Annotated in this window: 16 protein-coding genes; 6 read left to right on the top strand and 10 right to left on the bottom strand. The window is 71.8% G+C overall.

Annotated features, from left to right (window positions below):
- Positions 1–14: 14 nt before the first annotated feature.
- The 3 genes from AC2DGY_RS05770 to AC2DGY_RS05760 form a co-directional block, all read right to left on the bottom strand.
- Complete coding sequence (locus tag AC2DGY_RS05770; RefSeq protein WP_484508746.1) at positions 15–317, bottom strand: DUF427 domain-containing protein; 303 nt, start codon at positions 315–317, stop codon at positions 15–17.
- A 138-nt stretch (positions 318–455) separates the two neighbouring features.
- Positions 456–1385 (bottom strand): 4-(cytidine 5'-diphospho)-2-C-methyl-D-erythritol kinase, encoded by a 930-nt coding sequence (locus AC2DGY_RS05765; protein WP_484508745.1) that lies wholly within the window; start codon positions 1383–1385, stop codon positions 456–458.
- Positions 1382–2446 carry an aldo/keto reductase gene (locus AC2DGY_RS05760; protein WP_484508744.1) on the bottom strand — a complete coding sequence of 355 codons (1065 nt, stop codon included), beginning with the start codon at positions 2444–2446 and terminating at the stop codon, positions 1382–1384. The genes AC2DGY_RS05765 and AC2DGY_RS05760 overlap by 4 nt, the downstream gene beginning before the upstream one ends.
- 126 nt (positions 2447–2572) lie before the next feature.
- On the opposite strand from AC2DGY_RS05760, the gene AC2DGY_RS05755 reads away from it, so the two are divergent.
- Positions 2573–4156 (top strand): stealth family protein, encoded by a 1584-nt coding sequence (locus tag AC2DGY_RS05755; protein ID WP_484508743.1) that lies wholly within the window; start codon positions 2573–2575, stop codon positions 4154–4156.
- Here the strand turns inward: AC2DGY_RS05755 and AC2DGY_RS05750 are convergent.
- Both AC2DGY_RS05750 and rsmA read right to left on the bottom strand, forming a co-directional pair.
- Entirely contained in the window at positions 4107–5042 is a 936-nt protein-coding gene (locus AC2DGY_RS05750) for a phosphodiesterase (protein WP_484508742.1), read from the bottom strand. The two genes, AC2DGY_RS05755 and AC2DGY_RS05750, sit on opposite strands and share 50 nt — an antisense overlap.
- 98 nt (positions 5043–5140) lie before the next feature.
- Positions 5141–6007, bottom strand: a complete 867-nt coding sequence (rsmA, locus tag AC2DGY_RS05745) for a 16S rRNA (adenine(1518)-N(6)/adenine(1519)-N(6))-dimethyltransferase RsmA (protein WP_484508741.1) — start codon at positions 6005–6007, stop codon at positions 5141–5143.
- 113 nt (positions 6008–6120) lie between these two features.
- Between rsmA and AC2DGY_RS05740 the strand changes: the two genes are divergently transcribed.
- A complete protein-coding gene (locus AC2DGY_RS05740) occupies positions 6121–7557 on the top strand; it encodes a sugar porter family MFS transporter (RefSeq protein WP_484508740.1) in 1437 nt (478 codons plus the stop codon).
- Here the strand turns inward: AC2DGY_RS05740 and AC2DGY_RS05735 are convergent.
- From AC2DGY_RS05735 to rsmI, 3 genes are all read right to left on the bottom strand, one after another.
- The gene (locus tag AC2DGY_RS05735; protein ID WP_484508739.1) at positions 7542–8435 is read right to left on the bottom strand and encodes a TatD family hydrolase; all 894 of its coding nucleotides are present in this window, start codon (positions 8433–8435) and stop codon (positions 7542–7544) included. The genes AC2DGY_RS05740 and AC2DGY_RS05735 overlap by 16 nt on opposite strands.
- A gap of 276 nt (positions 8436–8711) precedes the next feature.
- Positions 8712–10289 (bottom strand): methionine--tRNA ligase, encoded by a 1578-nt coding sequence (metG, locus tag AC2DGY_RS05730; protein ID WP_484508738.1) that lies wholly within the window; start codon positions 10287–10289, stop codon positions 8712–8714.
- Positions 10290–10362: 73 nt separating this feature from the next.
- On the bottom strand, positions 10363–11181 hold the full coding sequence (rsmI, locus tag AC2DGY_RS05725; RefSeq protein ID WP_484508737.1) for a 16S rRNA (cytidine(1402)-2'-O)-methyltransferase: 819 nt from the start codon (positions 11179–11181) through the stop codon (positions 10363–10365).
- Between the two features lie 24 nt (positions 11182–11205).
- Between rsmI and AC2DGY_RS05720 the strand changes: the two genes are divergently transcribed.
- Complete coding sequence (locus AC2DGY_RS05720) at positions 11206–12789, top strand: dolichyl-phosphate-mannose--protein mannosyltransferase (protein ID WP_484508736.1); 1584 nt, start codon at positions 11206–11208, stop codon at positions 12787–12789.
- Here AC2DGY_RS05720 and AC2DGY_RS05715 read toward each other — a convergent pair.
- Both AC2DGY_RS05715 and AC2DGY_RS05710 read right to left on the bottom strand, forming a co-directional pair.
- Positions 12786–14582, bottom strand: coding sequence for a thioredoxin domain-containing protein (locus tag AC2DGY_RS05715; protein ID WP_484509977.1), 1797 nt, complete (start codon positions 14580–14582; stop codon positions 12786–12788). The two genes, AC2DGY_RS05720 and AC2DGY_RS05715, sit on opposite strands and share 4 nt — an antisense overlap.
- Positions 14583–14616: 34 nt before the next feature.
- Positions 14617–15453, bottom strand: a complete 837-nt coding sequence (locus AC2DGY_RS05710) for an aldo/keto reductase (protein ID WP_484508735.1) — start codon at positions 15451–15453, stop codon at positions 14617–14619.
- A gap of 352 nt (positions 15454–15805) precedes the next feature.
- Here AC2DGY_RS05710 and AC2DGY_RS05705 point away from each other — a divergent pair, with 352 nt between their 5' ends.
- From AC2DGY_RS05705 to AC2DGY_RS05695, 3 genes are all read left to right on the top strand, one after another.
- Entirely contained in the window at positions 15806–16327 is a 522-nt protein-coding gene (locus AC2DGY_RS05705; RefSeq protein WP_484508734.1) for an NUDIX hydrolase, read from the top strand.
- 168 nt (positions 16328–16495) lie between these two features.
- Entirely contained in the window at positions 16496–20506 is a 4011-nt protein-coding gene (gene hrpA, locus AC2DGY_RS05700; protein ID WP_484508733.1) for an ATP-dependent RNA helicase HrpA, read from the top strand.
- A gap of 36 nt (positions 20507–20542) precedes the next feature.
- Positions 20543–21484 (top strand): quinone oxidoreductase family protein, encoded by a 942-nt coding sequence (locus AC2DGY_RS05695; RefSeq protein WP_484508732.1) that lies wholly within the window; start codon positions 20543–20545, stop codon positions 21482–21484.
- The last annotated feature ends 12 nt before the right edge of the window (positions 21485–21496 follow it).

The following is a 21496-nucleotide window of genomic DNA, read 5'->3' as shown; positions in this document are numbered from 1 at the left end:
GGAGGGTCGACCGCTCAGTCGACCACCTCGACTTCCTTCCAGAACGCGACGTAACCGGAGAAGTCCTTGCCGACACGATCGATCGCGCTCTGGTGCGGCCTCGGATAGGCCCACGCGCGGTCGACGAGTTCGGTGCCGCCGGAGCTCACCGTGTAGTACTGGCACGCACCCTTCCACGGGCACGTGTACGGCGTGGGACTGTCGACCAGGACCCCCTCCCGCACGCTCTGCCGCGGGAAGTACCAGTTCCCCTCGATCGAGATCAGATCCTGCCGGTCGGCTTCGGCGATGACCGTGCCGTCGAGTAGTGCTTTCATGGCTTTCCTCTGGCTGGGACGGGCGCGCTGGTGGGGCAGTCCGTCGGTGGCTGCCACGCTACCCGAGCCTTCCGGCACGGAGACGTGACCCTCTCTCCCTTGATAGCTTCCGCAGCCCGCGATACATTCCCGCTCACCTCAGACGAGCCGGGCACCCGGGACCGGCCCGTGCACGTGCAGCGCACGCAGCCCCGCGGCGGCGAGGGTCACGCGCAGCTCCGCGGCGGCCGCCTCATCGGCGGCGAGGAAGGCCAGAGTCGGACCCGACCCCGAGACGATCCCGGCCAGGGCGCCCGACCCCTCCCCCGTCTCGAGCACGCGCGCGAGATCGGGCCGCAGATGAAGCGCCGGGGCTTGCAGATCGTTGCGGAGGGTGGCTGCCAGCATCCCGGCATCCCCCTGCCGCAGCGCGTGCAGCACGTCCGGGTCGACCGCGGGCCGCCGCGGGACCGGGCCGATGTCGACCAGGTGGCGCTCGCGATGCACGTCCAGCTCGCGATACACGACGGGTGTCGACATGCCTTCCGTGCTCGGGACGAGGATCCAATCGAAACGTCCCCGCGCGAGGGCGGAGCTGACCTCGTCGCCACGCCCCGTGCCGACGGCCGTGCCGCCCAGCAGAGCGAAGGGCACGTCGGCGCCGAGCCGCGCGGCCAGGCGCAGCAGCTCGGCGGTGGAGAGCCCGGTGCCCCACAGCGCATCGCACGCGACCAGAGCCGCAGCCGCATCCGCCGACCCGCCGCCCATGCCGCCGGCCACCGGGACCGACTTGCGGATCTCCAGGCGCGCACCGGCGTCGACGCCGGTCGCGCGGGCGAGCAGTCGCGCAGCCCGCACGGCGAGGTTGCGGTCGTCGGTGGGCACGTCGTCGAGGTCGGCATCGCCGGCGACGGAGACGGTGATCTCGTCGGCCGGGCTCGCCCAGAGGTCTTCGTAGATCGACACCGCCTGGTAGGCCGTCGCGACGTCGTGGTAGCCGTCTTCCTGCACGTCCCCCACCTCGAGGAAGACGTTGATCTTCCCCGGCGCGCGGACGTGCACGCCGTCGGTGGACGCCGCCGAGATCACCGGGCCGAGTCCGCCCAGCGGTCGAGGTCGATCGTCTCCACGAGCGCATCGATGCGCTCGAGCTCTTCCGTATCGAACTGGGGGCCGCGGGCGCCGGCCAGATTGTCATCGATCTGCTCGATCCGGGAGGCGCCGATCAGCGCCGAGGTGACCGTCGGTTCGCGCAGCACCCACTGGATCGCCATCTGGGCGAGGGTCTGGCCCCGCTCCTGAGCGATCACGTTCAGCCCGCGCAGCCCCGTGATGGCCTCGTGCGGCAGCGCGTGCGCGGGGAGCGACGAGCGGTGCTGGGCGCGTTGCGCACGGCCGTCCCCGAGGTATTTGTCGGTGAGCACGCCCTGGGCGAGCGGGGTGAAGGCGATCGCGCCGAGGCCCTCCTGGGCGAGCACGCCCGTGAGCCCGTCTTCGATCCACCGGTTCACCATCGAGTACGACGGCTGATGGATCACCAGCGGCGTCCCCAGCGACCGGGCCACCGCGACCGCGGCGACGGTCTGCTCCTCGTCGTACTGGGAGATGCCCACGTAGCGGGCCTTCCCCTGCCGGACGAGGGTGTCGAGGGCGCCGACGGTCTCCTCGACGGGGGTGACGGTGTCGGGGCGGTGCGAGTAGAAGATGTCGACGTACTCGAGCCCCAGTCGCTGCAGCGACTGGTCGGCGCTGGCGAGGACGTACTTGCGCGAGCCGAGGTCGCCGTAGGGGCCCGGCCACATGTCCCACCCCGCCTTGGATGAGACGATCAGCTCGTCGCGGTACGGCGCGAAGTCCTCGCGCATCATCCGGCCGAAGTTGGTCTCGGCCGAGCCGTACGGCGGCCCGTAGTTGTTGGCCAGGTCGAAGTGCGTGATCCCCCGATCGAACGCGTGGCGGAGGAGCTCACGCTGACGGTCGAAGGGGATGTTGTCCCCGAAGTTCCACCAGAGTCCGAGGGAGACGGGCGGCAGGTACAATCCACTAGTACCCACCTGCCGGTAGTCCATCGCCGCATAGCGGTCGTCGGCGGCGGAGTACGGACGATGGACATCGGAGACGTCCGGGCGGAAGCGCGGTCGGTCGGTCACCCTCCGACCCTAGCGCGCACCCCGGAAACGAACGACCCTACGGCGAAACCCCGCCGTAATGGGAGTGTTCTACCGTGGGCGCTCTCGCATTGCGGGATTCCCCGGCTGTATTGGAAGGAGAGCGCGGTGCGTCGAATCGTCCCCCTCCCTATCGAACTCGACCCGTGGCAGGCGCTCCTGGCGCGGGAGGACGTCCGACTCGTGGACGGTGTCCTCCACCTGATCGCCGACGACGTGTCACCCACCGAAGCGATGGTGGATGATCTGCTGGATGTGGCGGCCGCGCTCGAGGCCGCCGGCATCGAGGTGCTGCTCGTGCGCGACAGCAACCGGCGTCCGAAACTGGTGGCAGATGCTGCCGCCGGGCCGAAAGCGCTGCGCTCGCTGCAGTCGGCGCGCCCCGGCGAGCCCTTCTACCTCAAAGCCCGCGGCGATGACCCGGTACCCATGCACGGTGCCGACATCGAGGACGGCGCGGTGGCCTCCTACGCGGTGTACCGTCCGCGGACGAGCACGAACGGCGCGTACCGCTACGGCGCATCCCTGGCACCCCGGCTGGAGTTCTGGCGCTTCGGAGACACGGTCGTCGAGGCGCCCCGGCCGACGGCTCTGACGCGGCGGGTCACCGCGCGCGAGGATGTCGCGTTCGTGACGACCGAGCGCTACGGCCGGTCGTGGCAGACCCTGGCGGGCATGTTCGATCCGTACCCCGACGAGGCGCAGTTCGACATCGACATGGTGTTCTCGTGGGTCGACGGATCGTCCACGGAGTTCCAGCGGCAGCGTGCCGCGCAGATGGACGGCTACGTCGTCGGCGACGGCGACGACTCCCCCGCGCGATTCCGGCAGATCGACGAGCTGCGGTACGCCCTGCGCAGCGTCCACATGTACGCGCCGTGGGTGCGCCGCATCTTCATCGCCACCGACTCGCCGCGTCCGGCGTGGCTCGACGAGCACCCGAAGGTGACGATCGTCCGCAGCGAGGAGTTCTTCGCCGATCCGGCCGTGCTCCCGACGCACAACTCCCACGCCGTGGAAGCCCAGCTGCACCGCATCGACGGGCTAGCCGAGCACTTCCTCTACAGCAACGACGACATGTTCTTCGGTCGCCCCGTCACACCGGAGCTGTTCTTCAGCGGCGGCGGGGTGAGCCGCTTCGTGGAGAGCGGCGTGCGGATCGGCACGGGCGACCCGCACGCGAGCCGCTCCGGCCACGACAACGGCCTGCGCGTGAACCGGGCCCTGCTGCGGGAGCGGTTCGGACGCATGATCACGCACGACCTGGAGCACTGCGCCGTGCCGATGCGCCGCTCGATCGCGGCGGAGCTGGAGCGCGAGTTCGCCCCGGACTACGCGCGCACGGCGGCCAATCGCTTCCGTGCGGCCAGCGACATCTCGGTGACCAACAGCCTGTACCACTACTACGCGCTGCTCACCGGTCGCGCCGTCGTCACGCGCGAGCCGCGGGTGCAGTACGTGCAGACGACGCAGCTGGAGTCCCTGCGGACGATGGAGCGGCTGGTCACCCGCCGCGACACCGACATGTTCTGCCTCAACGACGGAAGCATTCCGGAGATCCCCGAGGAGATGCGCATCCGCGCACTGCGATCGTGCCTGGAGCGGGCCTTCCCCGTGCGTCCCCCGTGGGAGCACGCCGAGGTCAGCGCAGGATCGGCAGCGGAGCGGTCGGCGGCGCTGTCCGGCCACTGAGCTCACGCGAGCCGGGAATCGCCACGCCCGCCTCGCGCAGCCGTGCCGCGGATGCCTCGGCGTCGACGTACTGCAGTGGCGCCGCCGCATCCAGCGACACCACCGAATGGACGATCGTCTCGTCGTAGACGCTGATGAGGTTGAACCCCTGTGCGCCGTCGCGCGGGCGCGTCCCGCCCACCGGGACGGTGAGGTCCTGCGTGTAGCACGTGGCCGAGGCGACGGAGACGGGGATGCCCGCGAACGTCGCGAAGGTGGAGTAGTGCAGGTGTCCGCCGATGATGGCGCGCACATCCGTGCCGCGCAGCACCTGGGCCAGTCGCGGCTGCTCGCGGAGTTCGACGGTGACGGCGAGGTCGAGGACGCTCGGGACGGGCGGGTGGTGGAGGGCCAGGATCGTTCCCAGGGGTGCCGGGGTGGCCAGGACCCCGGCGAGCCACTCCAGCTGCGCGTCGGAGATCTCGCCGTGGTGGTGCCCCGGCACGCTCGTGTCGAGGGTCACGATACGGAGGCCGTCGAGCTCGTCGATGCGGTCCACCGGCGCCGACGGCCATGGCGCCGGGTCGCCGGGGAGGAGGTGCTCGCGGAAAGCGGCGCGGTCGTCGTGATTGCCCATGACCCACACCACTGCCGCGCCGAGCCGCTCGGCGAGCGGTTCGACCAGCGCCCGCACGCGCTGGTAGGCCTCGCCCTGGCCGCGGTCGGCGACGTCACCGGTGAAGATCAGCGCGTCCGGGCGGATCCCGGAGGATTCGATGGCCGCGAGCGCGCGGGCCAGATACGCCTCCGCGTCGACCGCGTCGAAGAGCTGCGATCCGACCCGCAGGTGCGTGTCACTGAGATGGAGCAGGGTGCGTTCGGCTTTCGGGTACTCGGCGTACCGCATGTCTCCCCTTCACGTCGTCAGGTGCGACGTCTGGCGTTCCAGTGTGCCTCTCAAAAGGAAATGTTACCGGCATGTTTCATGAACGGGCCGTGTACACGTCAGGAAGGGCGGGAATCGGCCTCGGGCAGCGCGCGGGCGATCCGCAGGAAATCGTCGATGGCGAGCTCCTCCCCGCGCGCGGTGGGGGCGACGCCCGCCGTCTCCAGCAGGGCGGATGCGGCAGCCGCCGAGCCGCCCAGCACCGTCGCCAGCGCCTGCCGGAGCATCTTGCGCCGCTGCTGGAACGCCGCATCCACGATCGCGAAGGTACGTCGGCGCTCCGCCTCGCTGCCTCGTGGAACGGGGTCGCGGGAGAAGGCCACGAGCACCGAGTCGACGTTCGGCACCGGCCAGAACACCTGGCGCGACACGGTGCCGGCCAGCCGCCACCGCCCGTACCAGGCGGCCTTCGCGCTGGGTGCCCCGTAGACCTTGCTCCCGGGAGGAGCCGCAAGGCGTTCCCCCACCTCGGCCTGGACCATGACGACCCCTCGCTGCAGGGCGGGGAAGGTCTCCAGGAAGTGCAGCAGCACCGGCACCGACACGTTGTACGGCAGGTTCGCCACGAGAACGTCGGGGTCTCCGGGCAGCTCGGTGACGCGGAGCGCGTCGGCGTCGATCACGGTGAGCGCCCCGTCGGCGACACCGTGCTCGCGCGCCGTGGCGGCCAGCCGCTCGGCGAGGCGATGATCGATCTCCACGGCCACCACGCGCGCGCCGGTCTCCAGCACCGCGAGAGTGAGCGAGCCGAGACCGGGCCCGATCTCCACGACGCGGTCCTCGGCGGTGACCCGCGCGACCTGCACGATCTTGCGGACGCTGTTGGCGTCGACGACGAAGTTCTGCCCCAGCTTCTTGGTGGGAACGACATCCAGCTCCGCGGCGAGGCGGCGGATCTCGGTCGCGCCGAGGAGGGAGACAGGCATCGTTTCACTGTAGCCGTGCCCGTCGCACGTGCCCGGCGGTCCCTTGACAGCATGTGGGGCTCGCGGCAGGGTGGGCGCACAAGGGGGCACGGGGGCCACGAAGGAGGAATCCGATGAGTTCATCCCCGCCGTCCGGCGCCGACGTCTCCGTCCCGATCACCCGCGTCATCCTCGTCGCCGCCACCGCGGCGCTGGGGGGCTTCCTGTTCGGCTTCGACACCGCCGTGATCAACGGGGCAGTGAGCGCGATCGGCGAGCAGTTCGATGCCGGTCCGTTCCTCCTCGGGTTCTCCGTCGCGTCGGCGCTTCTGGGGTGCGCGGTGGGCGCGTGGTACGCCGGGCGCCTCGCGGATCGGTTCGGGCGCGTCCGCATCATGGTGGTCGCCGCCATCCTCTTCGTCATCAGCGCGGTGGGCTGCGGCTTCGCCTTCGGGATCTGGGATCTGTCGTTCTGGCGCATCGTGGGCGGCCTCGGGGTGGGGATCGCCTCGGTGATCGCCCCGGCCTACATCGCCGAGGTCTCCCCTCCGGCGCACCGCGGGCGCCTCGGGTCCCTCCAGCAGATGGCCATCGTCACCGGCATCTTCGTCGCGCTCCTCGGTGACGCCGCGATCGTGGCCGCGGCGGGCAGCGCCGCGGCCCCGTGGCTGCTGGGCCTCGAGGCATGGCGGTGGATGTTCCTGTCGGCACTCGTTCCGGCCGTCATCTACGGCGTGCTCGCCCTCACGATCCCCGAGTCGCCGCGCTACCTCATCGCTCGCGGCGAGGTGAGCAAGGCGAAAGAGGTGCTCACGCGCTTCGTGGGCGGCAATGTCGAGAAGACCACGACCGACATCATCCAGACGGTCCAGGGCAAGCCCGACCGGGCCCGCTTCGCCATCCTCCACGGCCCGGCGTTCGGACTCCTTCCCATCGTGTGGGTGGGGATCGGCCTGTCGGTGCTGCAGCAGTTCACCGGCATCAACGTGATCTTCTACTACTCCTCGACGCTGTGGCAGGCGGTGGGATTCACCGAACAGGATTCGCTGACGATCACCGTGATCACGTCCGTGACCAATATCGTCACCACGATCGTCGCGATCCTGCTCATCGACAAGGTGGGCCGCCGGCCCCTCCTCCTCATCGGGGCGATCGGGCAGTTCCTCTCCCTCGCGGCGCTCACCATCGTCTTCGCCACCGCGCCCATCATCGACGGCCAGCCGGTTCTCGACGGCCCGGCCGGAACCGTCGCGCTCGTCGCCGCAAACCTCTACGTCGTCTTCTTCGGCGCGTCCTGGGGCCCCGTGGTGTGGGTGCTCCTGGGCGAGATGTTCAGCAACCGCATCCGCGCCGTCGCCCTGTCGGTGGCAGCGGCCGCGCAGTGGGTGGCCAACTTCATCATCTCCACGACCTTCCCGGCGCTGGCTGCGGTGGGTCTGGGCCTGGCGTACGGCGTGTACACCTTCTTCGCGTTCGTGGCGATCTTCTTCGTGATCAGGTTCGTCCGTGAGACGAAGGGGCGCACCCTGGAATCGATGACCGACGGCGGCCGCGATCAGAACGCGCCGTAGACCTCGACGGTGTTCGCGGCGAGCTGCACGCACAGCTCCTCCAGATCCACGCCCAGTTCCGCGGCGAGGAACCGCACGGTGACCGGTACGAGGTAGGGCGCGTTGGGGCGGCCGCGGAACGGCGTGGGGGTCAGGAACGGGGCATCCGTCTCGACGAGGATGCGCTCCAGCGGGGTGACGGCGAGCGCGTCGCGGAGGTTCTGCGCGTTCTTGAAGGTCACGTTGCCGGCGAAGGAGAGGTAGTAGCCCCGGTCGGCGGCGATGCGCGCCATCGACTCGTCGCCGGAGAAGCAGTGGAACACCGTGCGTTCGGGGGCCCCGACGCGCTGCAGCGTCTCCAGAACCGCGTCGTGCGCGTCGCGATCGTGGATCTGCATCGCGATGCCGTGCCTCTTCGCGAGGGCGATGTGCGCCTCGAACGAGCGGAACTGCGCCGGCCGGCCGTCCTCGTCGGTGCGGAAGAAATCCAGCCCGGTCTCGCCGATGGCCCGCACGCGCGGCTCGGCGGCCAGTTCGTCGATCACGGCGATCGCCGCATCCAACTCCCCCGCCGCCTCGTACGCCGGCGCCTCATTCGGATGGATCGCCACGGCGGCGAGCACGTGGGGGTGGGATGCGGCGGCCCACGCCGACCAGCGCGAGGACGCGATATCGCCGCCGGCCTGGACGACGCCGAGGACCCCCACCGCCGCGGCGCGCTCGAGCTGTTCGTCCAGCGAGAGCCCGACCTCGCCGTCTTCGATCTCCAGGTGCGCGTGGTTGTCGTACACCGCCACCGGGAGCGCTTCGGGCGGCGCGGGGTAGCTGACCTCGCGCGTCCCCTTCTCGCGCTGGCGGACGTACTGCGACGGATCCGCCGCATCCTTCTGCGTCACCATCCCCGTCCGCCCTCCTGTCCCGTGCCCCGTGCGTGCCCCGTCCCCCGTGCGCGCCCCGTCCCCCGTGCGCGTCCCGTGCCCCGTGTCTCTCCCGTCCCCCGTGCGTGTCTGGCGTGTCTGGTCCACCGTGTCTCACTTTCTGCAGAAACAGGGGCCGGATGCTGCAGATCCTGAGACATGCGTGGCGAGAAGTGAGACATGGGGGTCACGAAGTGAGACATGGGGGTCAGGGGTGGGGGCGAGGCGATGGGGGCGAGACGGATGGGGCGGCGCCCGTCAGGCCGGCTGCTCCACGCGGGGGAAGAGCGGCGCCAGGCCGTTCACGGACGTGCCGGGGCGGAGGCTCCCCCACTGGCCCGCCTCGCGAAGCGGCTGGTCGCGCAGGCGCCCGAGCGTCTCGGCGGCACCGAGTGCCACCCACAGCTTCTCGGTCGCGATCGGCATCACCGGCGACAGCAGTACGGCGAGGGCGCGCAGGCCCTCCGCGGCGGTGTACAGCACCGTGCCGAGCCGCTCGCGCTGGGCGTCGTCCTTGGCCAGCGCCCACGGCTCGTTGACGGTGATGTAGCCGTTGAGCTCGTCGACGATCGTCCATACCGCGTGGATGGCCTCGTCGATGCGGAACCGTTCCATGGCGGCGTCGGCCCGGGCCGCCGCATCCGCCACGGTGCTCTGGATGCGGAGGTCGCCCTCGGCGTACTCGCCCGGCGGCGGAACGATCCCTTGGTAATACCGCTCGATCATCGCGACGGTGCGGGATGCGAGGTTGCCGAAGCCGTTCGCGAGCTCGGCCTGGTAGCGGGCGGCGAGGTCCTCCCACGAGAACGAGCCGTCCTGGCCGAACGCGATCGCGGACAGGAAGTAGAACCGGTACGCGTCGGAGCCGAAGACATCGGTGATCTCGGTGGGGGCGATACCGGTGAGCTTCGACTTCGACATCTTCTCGCCACCGACGAGGAGCCACCCGTGGGCGAACACCCCGCGCGGAACCTCCACCCCGGCGGCCATCAGCATCGCCGGCCAGATCACCGCGTGGAAGCGCAGGATGTCCTTGCCGACCACGTGGTACGCCGGCCAGCGGCGGGAGAATTCCTCGGGATCGGAGGCGTAGCCGACGGCGGTGGCGTAATTGAGCAGCGCGTCCACCCACACATAGATGACGTGCGACTCATCCCACGGCACCTGGATGCCCCAGTCGAAGGTCGAGCGGGAGATCGACAGGTCCTTCAGCCCGTTCTTCACGAACGACACGACCTCGTTGCGCGCCGACTCCGGCCGGACGAAGTCGGGGACGTCGCGGTAGAGCTCGAGCAGGCGATCCTGGAACTCGCTGAGCTTGAAGAAGTAGTTCTTCTCCTGCAGCAGTTCCAGCGGCTTGGAGTGGATGGCGCAGACCTTCAGGCCCTCGAAGGCTCCGGTGCCGTCGACGATCTCCGCCTCGGTCTTGAACTCCTCGCATCCGACGCAGTACAGCGCCTCGAACTCGCCGGCGTAGATGTAGCCGCGGTCGTAGATCGCCTGGACGAACTGCCGAACCCGCTCTTCGTGACGCGGCTGGGTGGTGCGGATGAAATCGTCGTTGGCGACGTCGAGGGTCTCCAGCAGCGGGTACCACGACTCGGTGACGAGCTTGTCGACCCACTCCTGCGGCGTCGCGCCGTTGGCCGCCGCCGCCCGCATCATCTTCTGCCCGTGCTCGTCGGTGCCGGTGAGCATCCACGTGTCATCGCCGGACTGGCGGTGCCAGCGCGCGAGCGTGTCCACGGCCACGGTCGTGTACCCGTGGCCGATGTGGGGCACGTCGCTCGGGTAGTAGATCGGCGTCGTGATGTAGAAGGATCGGCCGGTGCTCACCCGAGAATTCTACGGGCGCGCCCGGGTGCGCCCGTCCGTGTGACGTGCCGGCGCCCGCCCGCACCGGGGTTTCTCACCCGCGGGCGTCGAGGGCCGCCTGGTACAGCTCGCGCGAGGAGTGCCCCGTGTGCGCGGCGACCTCGGCGGCAGCATCCTTCAGGCGGGTGCCGGTGGCTTTCAGCTCCACCACCTGCGCGACGGCGTCGGGGAACGTCGTCTCCCGCGGCGCCGCCCCACCGACGACGACGACGATCTCGCCGCGCACTCCCCCGGCGGCCCACTCCGCCAGCTCGCCGAGCGGGCCGCGGACGACCTCCTCGTAGAGCTTCGTCAGTTCGCGGCACACCGCCGCGGGCCGGTCGGCGCCGAACGCGGCGGCGAGGTCGTCCAGCGTCGCGGCCAGGCGCGTGGGCGCTTCGAAGAACACCAGAGTCCGCGGCTCGGCGGCCAGCGCCGCGAACGCCGCGCGCCGCTCCCCGGGCTTGCGCGGCGGGAACCCTTCGAACGCGAACCGGTCGGTCGGAAGCCCCGACACCGCGAGCGCGGTGAGCACGGCGCTCGGCCCGGGAAGCACGGTCACCACGACGCCGGCGCGTGCAGCGGCCGAGACCAGGCCGTACCCCGGATCGCTCACGGTCGGCATGCCGGCATCGCTGAGCACGAGCACGTCCTGCTCGCGCGCGAGTGCGACGATCTCGCCCGCGCGTTCCTTCTCGTTGTGGTCGTGCATCGCGATCAGCCGCGGACGGTTCTCCACACCCAGCGCGGCCAGCAGCCGCTGCGCGGTGCGCGTGTCCTCTGCCGCGATGACCTCGACCGTGGAGAGCGCATCGATCAGGCGCCGCGACGCGTCGCCGAGGTTGCCGATCGGGGTCGCACCCAGGATGATCACGGGCCCCAGCTTAGGCTGGGTGCCGTGACGTCGACCGCCGAGCTTCCGCCTCCCGCGGTGACGCCGACGTGGTTCGACCGGGCGCGCGCACAGGTGCTCGCCGACCCGCGCCGTGTGCGCCTTTACTCGTGGCTGGCCCCGGCGCTGGTGACGCTTCTGGCCGGCGTGCTGCGGTTCGCCGGGCTCGGTCATCCGGACGCGATCGTCTTCGACGAGACGTACTACGTCAAGGATGCGTGGAGCCAGTGGAGCCTGGGCTACCCCGCGACATGGCCCGACGACGCCGACGCCCGCTTCCTCGCCGGCGAGACCGACATCTTCCGCACCGCCGGCAGCTTCGTCGTGCACCCGCCGCTCGGACGCATCCTCATGGGAGCGGGCATGGCGCTGTTCGGCGCCGATTCCTCCACCGGATGGCGCGTCGCCGTAGCGGTGCTCGGCACCGCCAGCGTGCTCGTCCTGTACTTCCTCGCGCACGCTCTCACCCGCTCACGCGTGTTCGCGACGATCGCCGCCTTCCTGCTCGCCATCGACGGCCTCGGGATCGTGATGAGCCGCATCGCACTGCTGGACGGCATCCTCACCTTCTTCGTCCTGCTCGCCTTCTGGTTCGTGGTGCTCGATCGCCGGGCAGCGCTCGCGCGCTTGGCCGCCCTGGTCGCCGCGCGCGAGGGCGACCAGCCCGCCTGGGGGCCTGTGCTGTGGGCGCGCCCCTGGCTGATCGCGGCGGGGGCCGCGGCGGGCGCGGCCACCGCGGTGAAGTGGTCCGGGCTGTACGTCCTGGCCGCGATCGGCCTGTACGCCGTCGTCACCGACGCACTGGCCCGCCGTCGCGCGGGCGTGCGGCTCTGGCCGGCCGACGCCGTGCTCCGGCAGGGCCCGGTGTCGTTCCTCCTCCTCGTCCCCGTCGCCCTCCTGGTGTACGTCGCATCCTGGACCGGCTGGCTCTTGACCGACGGCGGCTACGCGCGCCATGCGGTGGATGCGTCCCCGGCGACGGGCGTGTGGGCGTGGGTTCCGCTGGCCCTGCAGAACCTGTGGGCCTACCACCAGTCGATCTACGCGTTCCATGTCGGCCTCGCCACCCCGCACGCCTACGCGAGTCCGGCGTGGCAGTGGCCGCTGCTGATCCGTCCCACGTCGATGTACTGGCACCAGGGTGCCGCCGGGGAGAACGGATGCACGCTGCCCTCCGGGTGCACCGAGGCCATCTCGAGCCTCCCGAACCCGCTCCTGTGGTGGGGTGGCGTGGCCGCGGTCCTCTACCTCGCCGTGCGCTTCGTCCTCACCCGCGAGTGGCGTTTCGCGCTCGTGCTCACGGGGGTGGCGGCGACCTACGTGCCCTGGCTGCTGTATCCGGAGCGGACGATCTTCCAGTTCTACACGGTGGTGCTGCTGCCGTTCCTGATCCTCGCGCTGGTCTTCGCCCTGCGCGATATCGCGCGGGCGGGAGGCGACCCCGCACGGCGGGCCGGGGGCCAGGGGGTCGTCATCGTGTTCCTCGTGGTCGCCACCCTCGTCTCGGCGTTCTGGTACCCGGTGTGGACGGGGGTCCCCGTCCCCTACGACTTCTGGCTGCTGCACAACTGGCTGCGCACCTGGGTCTAGCCGAGCAGCTCCGGATCGGTCACCGGGAGGCGGCACGCGAAAGCACGGCAGTCGTATGCGGTGGCACGCCCGTCGACGGGGGTTTTGCCCTCGAACAGGGAGAACCCCGCCGCGGCGAGGCCCACGGCGTGATCGGGCGAGACGAGGGCGACGACATCGGCGCGGATGCCGCGGGCGCGGGCCGCGAGCGGACTCGCCGCGTCACCGACCACGACGAGTTGGTGAGGTGGCGTCGCCAGGCCCACGGCGACCTCCAGGAGCGCTCCGTGCGCGATCGGCGCGGCCAGGGCTGCCGGCGCGGCCGCCCGTACGAGCGTCGCCGCGGCGTCGCGGTACCGGTCGCCCGCGCCCAGCTGCCACAGGAGCAGCGCTGCGGCAGCCAGGGCGGACGGTCCCGAGGGCGCAGCCCCGTCGCTGGGCACGCCGGCGGAGCGGAGCCCCTGCGCCGCGAGCACCGGGTCGCCCCCGCCGGGCGCCTCGATGCCCCCGTCGTCGCGGAGGCACGCGTCGACGAGTTCGCGGCCGCGAACGGCGTAGGCCGTCTCGCCCGTGGCCAGGGCGAGCACCAGCAACCCGCGGGCAAGGCCCCCGTAGTCCTCGAGCGTGGCCGGCGCGGCAGAGACGATCTCATCCAATGACGCCCGCCGCAGCATCCCGTCGTCGCCGACGTTGGTCTCCAGCACCGCATCCGCGGCCCAGCGGGCCGCCTTGAGGAATCGGTCGTCGTCCAGCGTCGCCCCGGCCCGGGCGAGCGCCGCGATGGCATGCCCGTTCCAGCCGGTCACGATCTTGCCGTCCAGCGCCGGCGGGGAAAGCTCCGCCCGCGCCTCGGCGTCGCGGGCGTAATAGCCGCCCTCGCTGCGCTCGCCGTCGATGATCGACTCGGAGTCCTGAGCCGCCGCGATGCCGCCGGTCGGCTGCTGCAGCACGTCGACGAGGTAACGTGCCGCGTCGCGGGCGATGTCATCCTCCCCCGCGTCGAGCGCGGCGTCGATCAGCCCGGCGTTGTCGGTGAGCATCCGCTCGTAGTGCGGCACCGTCCAGTCGCGGCGGGTGGCGTAGCGGAAGAATCCGCCTTCGACCGGGTCGTGGAGCTCGGAGGCCGCCATCGCCGCCAGGGCGCGGCGGGCGACGGCCGCCGCATCCGGAACGGGGTCGGCCAGCGCCTCGGCCGAGAGGAAGCGCAGCACGGGAACGTTCGGGAACTTCGGCGACTCGATCGCGCGGCCGGCGGCGAACCCGCCGTATTCGCGGTCCTCGAGGGCCACCACGGCGCGGGCCGCCTCGGCGAGCACGTCGATGGGGGGAAGCGCGTCGGCCGCTGGCCCGGCGGAGGCGGCGAGCGCGTCGCGCAGGGCGTCGCCCGTGCGGAGAACCTCCTCGCGGCGCTGCGTCCACGCCTCCCGCACCGCGGCGAGCACCTCGCGGAAGGCCGGCATCCCGCCGCGGGCCTCGTCCGGCCAGTACGTGCCGGCGTAGAACACCCCGCCGCCGGGTGTCGTGAACACCGTGAGGGGCCAGCCGAGGTTGCGGGTGAACGCGGAGGCGGCGTCGAGGTACGCAGCATCCACCTCGGGATGCTCTTCCCGGTCGACCTTGATCGCCACGAACCCGTCGTTGATGATCGCGGCGGTGGCGTCATCGGCGAACGACTCGCGCGCCATGACGTGGCACCAGTGGCACGTGGAGTAACCGATCGACACGAGCACCGGCACGTCGCGGCGCGCCGCCTCGGCGAATGCCTCCGGCCCCCACGGGTACCACGCGACCGGGTTGGTCGCGTGGAGGCGCAGGTAGGGGCTGGAGGCGTTCGCGAGGCGGTTCAGGTCAGTTCACCTCATCCGGGTGCGACCCGACGCGGCCGGAGCCGTCCTGCGGGTCGATCGCGTCGATGGCGGCCATCTCGGCGTCGGTGAGCTCGAAGTCGAAGACGTCGATGTTCTCCTCGAGACGCTCGCGGCGCACCGACTTGGGGAACACGATGAACCCGTGCTGGATGTGCCAGCGCAGCACCGCCTGGGCGGGCGTCTTGCCGTGTGCTTCGGCGGCCTCCGCGACGGCGCGGATGCCGAAGAGGTCGTACTTGCCCTGCCCGAGCGGACCCCACGACTCGATGTGCATACCGTGGTCGGCACCCCAGGCCGCGATCTCGCGCTGAGCGTGCGCCGGGTGCAGCTCGATCTGGTCGATGGCGGGGGTGACCCCGGTGGCCTCGACGATGCGCTCCAGGTGCGGCACGAGGAAGTTCGACACTCCGATCGAGCGGGCCTGCCCCGCATCCCGGATCTGGATCAGCTTCTCCCACGCGTTGAGGTAGTTGTCCTTCGCGGGGGTGGGCCAGTGGATGAGGTAGAGGTCCACCTGCTCGAGGCCGAGCTTGTCCAGGCTCTCCGCGATGGCGTCGAGCGGCTCGTCGCCGTCGTGCCGGTCGTTGGCGAGCTTCGTCGTGACGAAGAGCTCGTCCCGCGGAATCCCGCTGGCCGCGATCGCCGCGCCCACGCCTTGCTCGTTGCGGTAGAGGGCCGCGGTGTCGATATGCCGGTAGCCGACCTCGAGTGCTTCGCTCACCGCACGCTCGGTGTCCTCCGGCGGAACGAGGAACACGCCGTAGCCGAGCTGGGGGATGCTGTTGCCGTCGTTCAGGGCAACGGTGGGAATGGTCATGTCCCCACCCTAGGAGCGGCCCCGGCCGTCGCGTCCGGGGGTTGACGGACACGCCCCGGCGCGCGACACGCCCCTCCGCCCGGTGCCGCGCGCTGGCCTCCCACCGGCCTCCCGCCGTCCTGCCGCCGTCCTCCCGCCGGCGAGAAACAGCGATCCGGACGAGAAACCCCGCGTCGCGCCCTGTCTCGTCCGGATCGTCGTTTCTCGCGCAGGGCGGATCCCCCGCTGCCTCGTCCTCCGCCGCCATGCACAACGGCGGAGATTCTCGGTGACACGCCGGTCGGGCCGGTACGTCACCGGCGTGCCTCGCAGAAGATCCGCCGTTGTGCACGGGCGGCGGCAAGATGGTGCGATGAGCGACGAGGAACTGTGGGACCTCACCACCCGCGATGGCGCGCCGATGGGTCGCACCCACCGACGCGGCGATGCCCGATGGCCGGATGGTGCGTTCCACGTCGTCGTGGGCACGTGCGTGGTCCGCCCCGACAGTCGCGTGCTCATGACGCGCCGGGCCTCGGTCAAGGACTATCCGCTCACCTGGGAGTTCCCGGCGGGGAGCGTGCTCGCCGGTGAAGCCAGTGCCGAGGGCGCGGTGCGAGAGCTGCGCGAGGAGACGGGCGTCGCGGTGTCCGCCGCATCCCTGGTCCTGGTGGGCCGATTCGCGGAGGCGACCGCGCTGTTCGATCTCTACGCCGTGCGGATCGCCGAGACGCCCGAGCTGCCGCCCGATCCTCTCGAGGTGGCCGAAGCCGAGTGGGTGCCGCTGGAGGTGGCCGAGCACCGCTACCGGTCCGGCGAGATGGCGGCGCCGTGGACGCCGCGCCTGGATGCGATGTGGGACGAACTGACCGCGCGCATCTCCCGCCCATCCTGACCCTCCTCCGGCCGCTCCCCTGTCCGTCCGCCGGCGCACAACGGCGGAGATCCTGAGTGACGCGCCGCGTCCCGCCCCTCTCGCGCGGCGTGCCGACCGCCGCATCCGCCGTTGTGCATCCCGCGGCGAACGGCGAAGGCTGCTACGGAGGGGATACGATCGAAGGCTGTGTCCTCGCCCGAACCCGTGATCACCTACCCTCCGGAGCTGCCGGTCAGCGCCGCGCGGGAGGAGATCGCGCGCGCCATCGCCGAGAACCAGGTCGTGATCGTCGCCGGCGCGACCGGGTCGGGCAAGACCACCCAGCTGCCGAAGATCTGCCTCGAGCTCGGACGCACGCGCATCGCGCACACCCAGCCTCGCCGGATCGCCGCCCGCACCATCGCCGAGCGCATCGCCGAGGAACTCGAGGTGCCGCTGGGCACCACCGTCGGCTACAAGGTGCGCTTCACCGACAACGTCTCCGAGGACACGCGGGTCGCCCTCGTCACCGACGGCATCCTCCTCAACGAGATCCACCGCGACCGGCTCCTCCGCCGCTACGACACGATCATCATCGACGAGGCGCACGAGCGGTCGCTCAACATCGACTTCCTCCTCGGCTACCTCCGCCGCATCCTTCCCGAGCGCCCCGACCTCAAGGTGATCGTGACGTCGGCGACCATCGACCCGCAGAGCTTCGCGAAGCATTTCGCGGATGCCGCGGGTCAGCCCGCGCCGATCGTGGAGGTCTCCGGCCGCACCTACCCGGTCGACATCCGCTACCGGCCGCTGGTGGCCGAGGGCGAGGCGGCCGACGATCCGGACGAGGTCGGCGGGATCGTCGCGGCGCTGCGCGAGCTCGACCGCGAGCCCGCCGGTGATGTGCTGGTGTTCCTCCCCGGCGAGGCGGAGATCCGCGATGCCGCCGAGGCGGTGCGCGGCGCGTACGCGAAGGATGCTGCGCCCACCGAGGTCCTCCCCCTTTACGGTCGTCTCTCCTCGGCGGAACAGCATCGCGTGTTCGAACCCTCCCGCGTCGCGGGCGTGCGGCGCCGGGTCATCCTCGCCACCAACGTGGCCGAGACGAGCCTGACCGTCCCCGGAATCCGGTACGTCGTCGACACCGGCACGGCGCGCATCTCGCGGTACAGCGCGCGCTCGAAGATCCAGCGCCTGCCGATCGAGGCCGTGTCGCAGGCGTCGGCGCAGCAGCGCGCGGGCCGCGCCGGCCGCACCGCCCCCGGCGTCGCGATCCGCCTGTACTCCGAGGAGGACTTCGCCCGGCGCCCCGAGTTCACCGAACCGGAGGTGCTGCGCACGTCGCTGGCCTCGGTACTCCTGCAGATGCTGTCGCTCGGCTTCGGCGATCTCGCGGCCTTCCCGTTCCTCACCAAACCGGACTCGCGCGGAGTGAAGGCCGCCGCCGACCTCCTCACCGAGCTCGGCGCGATCCGCCCGGGCCGCACCGGCGACGCTCCCCGGCTGACCGGGATCGGACGCGAGATCTCCCGCCTGCCGATCGACCCGCGCTTCGCCCGGATGCTGCTGGAGGCCCGCGACAACGGCACCCTCGGCGACGTGCTCCCCATCGTGGCGGGGCTGTCGATCCAGGATGTGCGCGAACGCCCAGAAGAGCGCCGCGAGGAGGCCGACCGCCTGCACGCGCGCTTCACCGACCCCACGAGCGACTTCCTCTCGCTGCTGAACCTGTGGAACCACCTGCAGGAGAAGCAGGCCGAACTCGGATCCAGCGCCTTCCGGCGGCTGTGCCGGGCCGAGTTCCTCAACTACGTGCGCGTGCGGGAGTGGGTCGACGTCCACCGCCAGCTCCGCTCGGTGCTGGGTGGGCCGCGGCGGCCCGCCCAGGGCGCCCCCCGATCGCGCCCGTCGGATGCTGCCGACCCGACGCGCCCGTCGGATGCTGACGCGGCGCGCCCGTCGGATGCTGCCGACCCGGCGCCCCCGCGAACGGCGGGCGAGGCCACCGGACATGACGCCGGCGACGACATCCACCGCGCCATCCTCGCCGGACTCCTCTCGCAGATCGGCATCCTCGACCCGCGGACCGCGAACCCGCCCAAGGACCGCCGCACGCCGCGCGACGGCAAGGGCGACGGCCGCTCGGCCAAGGGCGAGTACGTCGGCGCCCGCGGTGCGCGTTTCGCGATCTTCCCCGGGTCGGGGCTCCGCAAGCGCCGGCCCCAGGCCGTGATGGCCGCCGAGCTGGTGGAGACCTCCCGGTTGTACGCCCGCACCGTGGCGGCGATCGACCCGGCGTGGGCGGAGTCGCTGGCCGGCGACCTCGCCAAGCGTTCCTTGAGCGAGCCGCACTGGTCCAAGTCCGCCGGCGCCGCGTCCGCGTACGAGAAGGTCACCCTGTTCGGGGTCGAGATCATCCCCCGCCGGCGCGTGCAGCTGGCCCGTTTCGACCGCCCCCTCGCGCGGGAGATGTTCCTCCGCCACGCGCTCGTCGAGGAGGAGTGGGATGCGTCGGCCCTCGACAAGCGCCTCACCGCGTTCCTCCGGCGCAACACCGAGCAGCGCCGGCGGCTGGAGAAGATCGAGGAGCGCGAGCGCCGCCGCGACATCCTCGTGGGCGATGAGGCCGTGTTCGCCTTCTACGACGCGCGCATCCCCGCCGATGTGTTCGACGTACGCTCGTTCGAGCAGTGGTGGCGGGATGCGTCGAGCCGCACGCCGCACCTGCTCGATCTGTCGGAGGCCGACCTCACCGGCGACGCGGCGCGCGCGGATGACCGCGGATTCCCATCTCGGTGGCAGCAGGGCGATCAGACCCTGTCGCTGTCGTACCGGTTCGAACCCGGCGCTCCCGACGACGGGCTCACCGTCGTCGTGCCCCTGGCCCTCCTCGCGCAGCTGCGCCCCGACGGTTTCGACTGGCAGGTGCCGGGGCTCCGCGACGCCCTGGTGACCGCGCTCCTCCGCGCGCTCCCCAAAGCGATCCGGCGAAACGTCGTTCCCGCCGGCGACTGGGCCGACCGGTTCGCCGCCGAACTCGCCGGTCGCGGGCCGGAGAATTCCGACGGTCTCCCGGCGACGAGCCTCGTCGAGGCCCTCGCCGCCCTCGTCCAGCGCGTCGCGAACCAGCGCGTGAGGGGGGCGGACTTCGACCTGGCGCGGGTGCCGGCTCACCTGCTTCCGACCTTCCGCGCGGTGGACGCGCGGGGGCGCACCGTCGGCACCGACCGCGACCTGCGGGCCCTGCAGGCGCGCCTGGCCGACCGCGCGCGCACGAGCGTCGCAGCGACGATCGACCGGAGCGCCTCGCGGGTGGCGGCGGCGACCGCACCCGGGGACGGCGGCGGATTCTCCGCCCGCTCCGGCGTCACCGGCTGGACGTTCGGCGACCTTCCCGACGTCGTGGATACGCGGGTCGCCGGAGGGGTCGTGCGCGGCTATCCGGCGATCGTGGACGAGGGTGCCTCGGTGTCGCTGCGATTGGAGACCACGCCGGAGGATGCGGCCCGCCTCACCGCCGCGGGCGTCCGCCGGCTGCTGCTCCTCGCGGTCGCCTCGCCCGCGTCCTATGTGCTGGAGCACCTCACCTCGACGGAGAAGCTGGCCCTGGCCGCATCCCCGTACCCCAGCGCGAAGGCGCTCATCGAGGACGCGCGCGTGGCCGTGGCCGATGCGGTGCTCCAGCGGGAGACGCCGGGCGGAGCGGTGCGGACCGCCGCCGCGTTCGAGCGCGTGCGCGATGCCCTCTCCGCCGCTGTCGTGGACGACACCTTCGCGGCCGTGTCGCTGACGGTGCGCGTCCTCAGCGGCGCGCGCGAGGTGGAGCGGGCACTGAGGGGTCAGACGTCGATGGCGCTCCTCGGCGCGCTCGGAGACGTCCGCGCGCAGCTGACGGGGCTGGTGTTCCCCGGGTTCGTCTCCGCCATCGGGCTCGCGCGGCTCGCGCATGTGCCGCGATACCTCGCCGGTGCACTCGAGCGCGTGCAGACCCTGCCCGACAATCCGGGCCGTGACCGGCAGCGCCAGACCGAGTACGAGCGGGCTGCGGCCGTCTACGCGGAGGCGGGCGGCACCATCCCCCCGGCCGCGGACGCGCCGCCCGGCCTCGTCCACGCGCGGTGGCTTCTCGAAGAGCTGCGCGTGAGCCTTTTCGCCCAACGGCTGGGGACGGCAGAACCGGTGTCGCCGCAGCGGCTCGCCAAGGCGTTGCGCGGGTGACCCGCCGCTAGGCTCGGCCGCGGAGAGGGAGGCCCCATGCCGCGCGCCGTCGTCTATACCGAGTTCGGAGACCCCGAGGTGCTCCACGTGAGGGATGTGCCCTCCCCCGCCCTCGGCCCGGGCGAGCTGCGGATCCGGCTCGAGGCCGCCGGGGTGAACCCCGTCGACGCGAAGCTGCGCTCCGGACGCCGCGTCAGCGCGCCGATCGACGAACCGCGCCGCGCCGGCGCGGACGGCGCGGGCGTCGTGACGGAGATCGGCGCCGAGGTCGACGGCTTCCGCCCCGGCCTTGCCGTGGCCGTGTTCGACGCACTGGGAACCTACGCCGACGAGATCGTCGTGACCGCCGCATCCGCCGTTGTGCGTCCTGCCGCGGTCTCCGCCGCGCAGGCGGCCGCGATGGGCATCCCGGTGGGCACGGCGTACCAGTCGCTGCGGTCGCTCGCGATCGGTCCGGGCGACACGCTGCTGGTGCACGGCGGGTCGGGGTCGGTCGGACGGGCAGCCGTGCAGTACGCCACGCTGTGGGGCGCGCGCGTGGTCGCGACCTCGTCGGAGCGGCGGGCCGCGGGCCTCGCGGCGCTGGGCGCGACCGTCATCCGCTACGGCGAAGGGCTCGCCGGCCGTGTGCGCGAGGCCGCCCCGGAGGGGATCACGGCGGCGCTGGACTGCGTCGGCACGGACGAGGCCCTCCAGACCTCCCTCGCGCTGGTCGCCGACCGGCGGCGGATCGTGACGCTCGTCCGCGGAGCCGAGGCCGACGCCCTCGGGATCCGCGCGTTCCGCGGCGGCAGCCCGCGCCCCCTCACCCCACAAGAGAGCGCGTGGCGGCGCGAGGCGATCCCCGTCACGCTCGCGCTGCTGGCTGCGGGTGCGTTCTCGGTCGAACTCGGCCCGGCGCTCCCCCTGTCAGCCGCTGCCGAGGCGCAGCGCCTGGTCGAGGCGGGCACCGACGGCAAGGTCACTCTCGTCCCCTGACGGCGGCGACCC

The sequence above is a fragment of the Microbacterium sp. Z6_144 genome, from assembly GCF_057197625.1.
This window is presented reverse-complemented; position numbering and strand designations above follow the sequence as displayed.